We start from the raw sequence: 5,257 nt of genomic DNA, 5'->3' as shown, positions 1-5,257 counted from the left end.
CGCCCACCCCGACTACCGGGACGCGCTGCACGAATATGTCGCGCGTGCCGAGGCCGAAGCCGGCGGGCACACCCCGCACCTCCTCGGCGAGGCACTGTCGTTCCATCAGCGGTTCGTGGAAACCGGGTCCATGCTCCCGTGATCGTCCACCCGCGCCGGTCGGTGGATCAGTTTCCACCCACCGGCGCGGGATCGATCTGCTGCTGCGGCAGCGACTCGGTGAGCGCGGCCGACACCTCCTGCAAGGGGGACGGTCCGGACCCGTTCGGCACCGTCAACGCGACGTAGACCGGCCGGTCCACCGCGAACCACGTACTCGCGGCGATGCCCTCGGCTTCGCCCGACACCTCGAACCACTGCACGCCGTCGACGACCTGCAGCGCCGCCGCCGCATCGAATTCGGCGGGACGATCCAGACCGCACCGCAGCACCACCGGTTCCGCATCGGCGGTCTGCCAGGCCGCGGTGCCGGGCGGAGCGGGATCGACCAGTTCGGCGCGCGTGTAGTCCCCGAGCTTCTCGGGCAGTGCCGCGAGCAGGTCTGCGCACGCGGCGGATTCGGCCTGCGGCGCGGGAACCGGTCCGAGTGCGAGCGGGCCGAGCACCGGATTGCGGTCGATGATCACCGCGGCGACGACGACTCCGGCGAGCAACGCGACCGGCAGTGCGATGGCCGTCGCGATCACCGCGGGATGGCGGCGTTCCTCCTCGGCCACCTGTGCGTCGGCACCGGCGGCGTCGGATTCGGGTTCGGGAGAAGAATCGGATTCGATCATCAGGTCCATCTTCGGGAGCGGTAGCGTGACCCGAACCTATCAGTGCCTGTCACGGCACCGGACCGCACCGGCCGGAGCCGGAAGGAGACTTCTGCCACCGTGCCCGACCCCACCGGCCCCACCGTCGCCGAACTCGGCGAATTCCCCGTCATCGATCGCGCGACCGCCGGCCGTCGCCAGCCCGCGACGACCCTGGTCGGGCCGGGACACGATGCAGCACTCGTCGCCGCGTCCGACGGCCGCGTCGCCGTTTCCACGGACATGCTCGTCGAGGGCAGGCACTTCCGGCTGGACTGGTCGAGTCCACAGCAGGTCGGACGCAAAGCTGCGGCGCAGAACGGTGCGGACGTCGCGGCGCTCGGCGCCCGCCCGACCGCGTTCGTCGTCGCACTCGGGTGCCCGCCCGGTACCCCCGTGGCCGTGCTCGAGGGGATCTCCGCCGGTCTGGGGGAAGCCGCCGAGGAGATGGGCGCGGGGGTCGTCGGCGGCGACCTCGTGCAGGCCGATCAGGTGATCGTCTCGGTGACGGTGCTCGGCGACCTCGAAGGCCGGGCGCCGCTGCTGCGCACCGCGGCCCGGCCCGGTGACGTCCTCGCGCTGGCCGGCACCCTGGGCCGGTCCGCCGCGGGGTTGGCGCTGCTGCTCGCCGGTCACGGCGGTCACCCCGATCTGGTGGAGGCCCACCGCGTTCCGGCCCCGCCGTACGCAGCGGGGCCGGCGGCGGCGCGGGCGGGTGCGCGCGCCGGGACCGACATCTCGGACGGTCTGCTCGCCGATCTCGGGCACATCGCGGCCGCGTCGGCCGTGGCCATCGACGTCGAGTCGGCCCTGCTCGGACCGGGCGACGATCTGCGCGCTGCCGCGGCGGACCTGGACGCCGATCCGTGGGAGTGGGTGCTGACCGGGGGAGAGGACCATGCGCTGGCCGCGTGTTTCCCGCCGGAGGTGGCGCTTCCCGAGGGCTGGCACCGCATCGGCTCGGTGCGTGCGGGGGCGGGCATCACCGTCGACGGCCGCGACCACGCGGGTCCCGGCGGCTGGCAGAGTTTCTCGAGATAGGTTTCTGCGTATGGCTGTCTATGCGCTCGGCGATCGTGTCCCCGATATCCACCCCGATGCGTGGGTGCACCCCGATGCCGTGGTGATCGGCAATGTCACCCTCGGTGCACACGCCTCGGTGTGGCCGACGGCGGTGCTGCGCGGCGACTACGGCTCCATCACCGTCGGTGAGTACACCAACATCCAGGACGGAACGATCATCCACACCACGGCGATCCAGTCGACGATCATCGGCGCCCGCTGCGTGGTCGGCCACAACGCCCACATCGAGAGCGCCACCATAGGCGACGGTTGCCTCGTCGGCTCCGGGTCGCTCGTGCTCAACGGCGCGACGCTCGGGGCCGGATCGCAGGTCGCCGCGGGCGCGCTCGTCCCGCCGCGGTTCGAACTGCCGGAACGACGCATGGCCATGGGCGTGCCCGCCAAGGTCCGGGAGGGCTTCGAGCTCCCCGAGGGCAGCTTCGAGGAGAACGCGAAGATGTACGCGGCGAACGCCGACTACTACCGCACCGCGTTGCGCCGCATCGACTAGGGGGAAATTCGTGACGGACCAACTCGCCGATCCGGACACTCCGACCGGGCCGCGACCGCTCGCCGAGGTCGTCGAGGCCGGCTGGGCGCAGGCCCTGGCACCCGTCGCCGACGACATCGCGGCGATGGGGCAGTTCCTGCGCCGGGAGAACGCCGCCGGCCGCGGCTACCTCCCGGCCGGCAGCAACGTGCTGCGCGCCTTCACGCAGCCGTTCGACCGGGTGCGGGTGCTCATCGTCGGACAGGACCCCTACCCGACGCCGGGTCATGCGGTGGGCCTGAGCTTTTCCGTCGCACCCGACGTGCGCCCCGTGCCGCGCAGCCTTGCCAACATCTACCGCGAATACACCGAGGACCTGGGCCTGCCGGTGCCGGCGAACGGCGACCTGACGCCCTGGGCGGAGCAGGGTGTGCTGCTGCTCAACAGGGTGCTCACCGTGCAGCCGGGGCAGCCCGCCTCGCATCGCGGCAAGGGATGGGAGGTCGTCACCGAGCAGGCGATCCGGGCGCTCGTCGCGCGCGGCACGCCGCTGGTGGCGATCCTGTGGGGCCGTGACGCGGCGACCTTGAAGCCGATGCTCGGGAACGTGCCCACCGTCGAGTCCGCGCACCCGTCACCGCTGTCCGCATCCCGCGGATTCTTCGGCTCGCGACCGTTCAGCCGCGCGAACGCTCTCCTCGAACAGCAGGGCGGCGGGCCGGTGGACTGGCGCCTGGCCTGACCACCGGCCGCGCCGGATCGGTTCTGCTTCAGCGGTTCTGCTTCAGCGAGGCGAAATCGGGGCGGCGCTTCTCGACGAACGCGTCCGCACCCTCGAGACCCGTCGGCGATACCGCCGCCGCCGAGATCGACGCGAGTTCGGCGACGAGCTGTTCGGCGAGCGTCCGGTGCTGGGAGTCCGCCACCAGGCGGCGGATGCCGGCGTAGGCCGCGGTCGGGCCGTTGGCGAGGGTCCGGGCGACGCGCAGCGCCTCGCTCTGGACCTCGTCGTCGGCGACGAGCCGGCTCAGCAGGCCGAGGCGCACCGCCTCGTCCGCGGCGACCACCGCGTCCGTGAGGATCATCTCGCGGGCCCGGGCGACCCCGACCACCCGCGGCAGCGTCCAGGACATCCCGCCGTCCGGCGTGTATCCGATCGACGGGTACGCCGGGCGCAGCTTCGTCGAGGGGCCGCCGAGCGCGATGTCGGCGTGCAGCACGATGCTCATCCCGGCACCGGCGGCCCAGCCGTGCACCGCCGCGACGACGGGCACACCCACGGCGTCGAGGGCCAGCACGAACTCGTGGAATCGGCCGGCGATGTCGGCGACGTGCGCGCTGCGGTCCTCGGCGGCGGCGAATCCGCGCACGTTCCCACCCGCGCAGAAGTTGGCGCCTTCACCCACCAGCAGGACGGCGCCGACCTCGGGTCCGGCGGCACGCAGGGCGGCGGTGCCCTGATCGACTCCGGCGGGGGACAGCGAGGTGCCGTTCTCGGCGGTCGCCACGGCGATGCGCAGGACTCCGTCGGTCACGCTCACGTGCGAGGCGGAGGTATCGGTCACAGAAGTTTCGGTCACCTTCGGCACACTAGCCGCCGGGCCGAACCTCACAAAACGGCAAATACCCCCGGCGACGGACGCCGGGGGTATTCGTGGTCTCGGCTCGATCAGCCGCGAACGACCTTGCCCGCCTTCAGGCAGGAGGTGCACACGTTGATCTTGCGGGTGTTGCCCGGGGCAACCTGGGCACGCACGCTCTGGATGTTCGGGTTCCAGCGACGATTGGTACGCCGGTGCGAGTGCGAGACCGACTTCCCGAAGCCGGGGCCCTTGGCGCATACGTCGCAGACGGCAGCCATGTCGCGAACTCCTTGTTATGTAGTGGATATTGTCATTCTTGTCCTGCGAACACGGGAAACTGTCGTCGCCCGTGCGAGGCAACCCTGCAAGCGTAGCGAATGCGGCAGCCGATGACCAAACCGGCCGCCTTCCGGCCGCACGGTTACCCTTTCGGCATCGGAAATCGGCGGGTTGCGGAAGAGGTGTCCACAGTTGTTCGAAGCGGGGGACGTGGTGGACGCACAGGCGCTGCGCCGCTGGGCAGAGCTCGGGCTCAAGGCCATCGAGGAGCGCCACGACGAGATCAACGTCCTCAACGTCTTCCCCGTCCCGGACGGTGACACCGGCACGAACCTGCTGATCACCGTGCGATCCGCGGTAGAGGATCTCCGCGCGTCCGGTACGCAGCAGACGGCAGCCGGGGTCCTCGACGCCCTCGCGCGCGGCGCGTTCACCGGAGCCCGCGGCAACTCCGGGGTGATCCTCGCGCAGATCCTGCGCGGAATGGCCGACGCCACCGCGACCCAGGAGCAGCTCGATGCGCCCGGGATCGCCCACGCGCTGGACCGCGCGGCCGCCGCGGTGATGCGGGCGCTGAGCAGCCCCGCCGACGGGACCATCGTGAGCGTTCTGCACGCCGCCGCGACCGGCGCGTCCCGGCTCGGTGCCGACGCGACACCCGCGGACGTGGCGCTCGCTGCCGCCGACGCCGCCGCGGCCGCACTGCAGCACACCGTCACGCAGCTCGACGTCCTCGCGGAGAACGGCGTCGTCGACGCCGGTGGCCTCGGCCTGCTCATCCTGCTCGACGTGTTCGTCGAGGTCGTGACCGGCGAGCGACCCGACCGCCGCCTCACCCTCACCACCCGGCCCGTTCCGCCGGTGCGGTCCGCCGCGCGCCCGGACGCCTCCCGGCAGGACGACCCGGCCGCGGACGACGACACCGCGCAGGACTACGAGGTCATGTACTTCGTGGGCGACACCGACGACGAGCGGATGGCGACGCTGCGGACGCGGCTCGACGCACTCGGCGACTCCGTCGCGGTGGTCGGCGACGGCGCCGGCACCTG

Annotated in this window: 8 protein-coding genes; 5 read left to right on the top strand and 3 right to left on the bottom strand. The window is 72.0% G+C overall.

The genetic code is table 11. The features are described 5' to 3' along the window. Nucleotides 1-142, top strand: a 142-nt coding sequence (locus tag I0Q12_RS33985; RefSeq protein WP_231611481.1) for a hypothetical protein, incomplete at its 5' end; no start/stop codon positions are given. A 25-nt stretch (nucleotides 143-167) separates the two neighbouring features. On the opposite strand, the gene I0Q12_RS26215 is transcribed toward I0Q12_RS33985, so the two are convergent. Next, the gene (locus I0Q12_RS26215) at nucleotides 168-776 is read right to left on the bottom strand and encodes a DUF3515 domain-containing protein (protein WP_197256174.1); all 609 of its coding nucleotides are present in this window, start codon (nucleotides 774-776) and stop codon (nucleotides 168-170) included. A 99-nt stretch (nucleotides 777-875) separates the two neighbouring features. Here I0Q12_RS26215 and I0Q12_RS26210 point away from each other — a divergent pair, with 99 nt between their 5' ends. From I0Q12_RS26210 to I0Q12_RS26200, 3 genes are read left to right on the top strand one after another with little or no spacing between them, the layout of a single operon-like run. Next, nucleotides 876-1,835: a thiamine-phosphate kinase gene (locus I0Q12_RS26210; RefSeq protein ID WP_197256172.1), complete on the top strand. Its 960-nt coding sequence runs from the start codon at nucleotides 876-878 to the stop codon at nucleotides 1,833-1,835. 10 nt (nucleotides 1,836-1,845) lie between these two features. After that, nucleotides 1,846-2,367 carry a gamma carbonic anhydrase family protein gene (locus I0Q12_RS26205; protein ID WP_197256170.1) on the top strand — a complete coding sequence of 174 codons (522 nt, stop codon included), beginning with the start codon at nucleotides 1,846-1,848 and terminating at the stop codon, nucleotides 2,365-2,367. Nucleotides 2,368-2,377: 10 nt separating this feature from the next. After that, nucleotides 2,378-3,088 carry a uracil-DNA glycosylase gene (locus I0Q12_RS26200; RefSeq protein WP_197256168.1) on the top strand — a complete coding sequence of 237 codons (711 nt, stop codon included), beginning with the start codon at nucleotides 2,378-2,380 and terminating at the stop codon, nucleotides 3,086-3,088. Nucleotides 3,089-3,116: 28 nt separating this feature from the next. Here the strand turns inward: I0Q12_RS26200 and I0Q12_RS26195 are convergent, their stop codons facing one another. Next, a complete protein-coding gene (locus tag I0Q12_RS26195) occupies nucleotides 3,117-3,926 on the bottom strand; it encodes an enoyl-CoA hydratase-related protein (protein ID WP_374068788.1) in 810 nt (269 codons plus the stop codon). A gap of 89 nt (nucleotides 3,927-4,015) precedes the next feature. After that, entirely contained in the window at nucleotides 4,016-4,207 is a 192-nt protein-coding gene (gene rpmB / locus I0Q12_RS26190; RefSeq protein ID WP_197256166.1) for a 50S ribosomal protein L28, read from the bottom strand. Between the two features lie 193 nt (nucleotides 4,208-4,400). On the opposite strand from rpmB, the gene I0Q12_RS26185 reads away from it, so the two are divergent. Next, on the top strand, nucleotides 4,401-5,257 hold an 857-nt coding region (locus I0Q12_RS26185), incomplete at its 3' end, for a DAK2 domain-containing protein (RefSeq protein ID WP_197256164.1).

Origin of the sequence: Rhodococcus sp. CX (assembly GCF_015865005.1) — a bacterium.
Classification (GTDB): domain Bacteria; phylum Actinomycetota; class Actinomycetes; order Mycobacteriales; family Mycobacteriaceae; genus Rhodococcus.
This window is presented reverse-complemented; position numbering and strand designations above follow the sequence as displayed.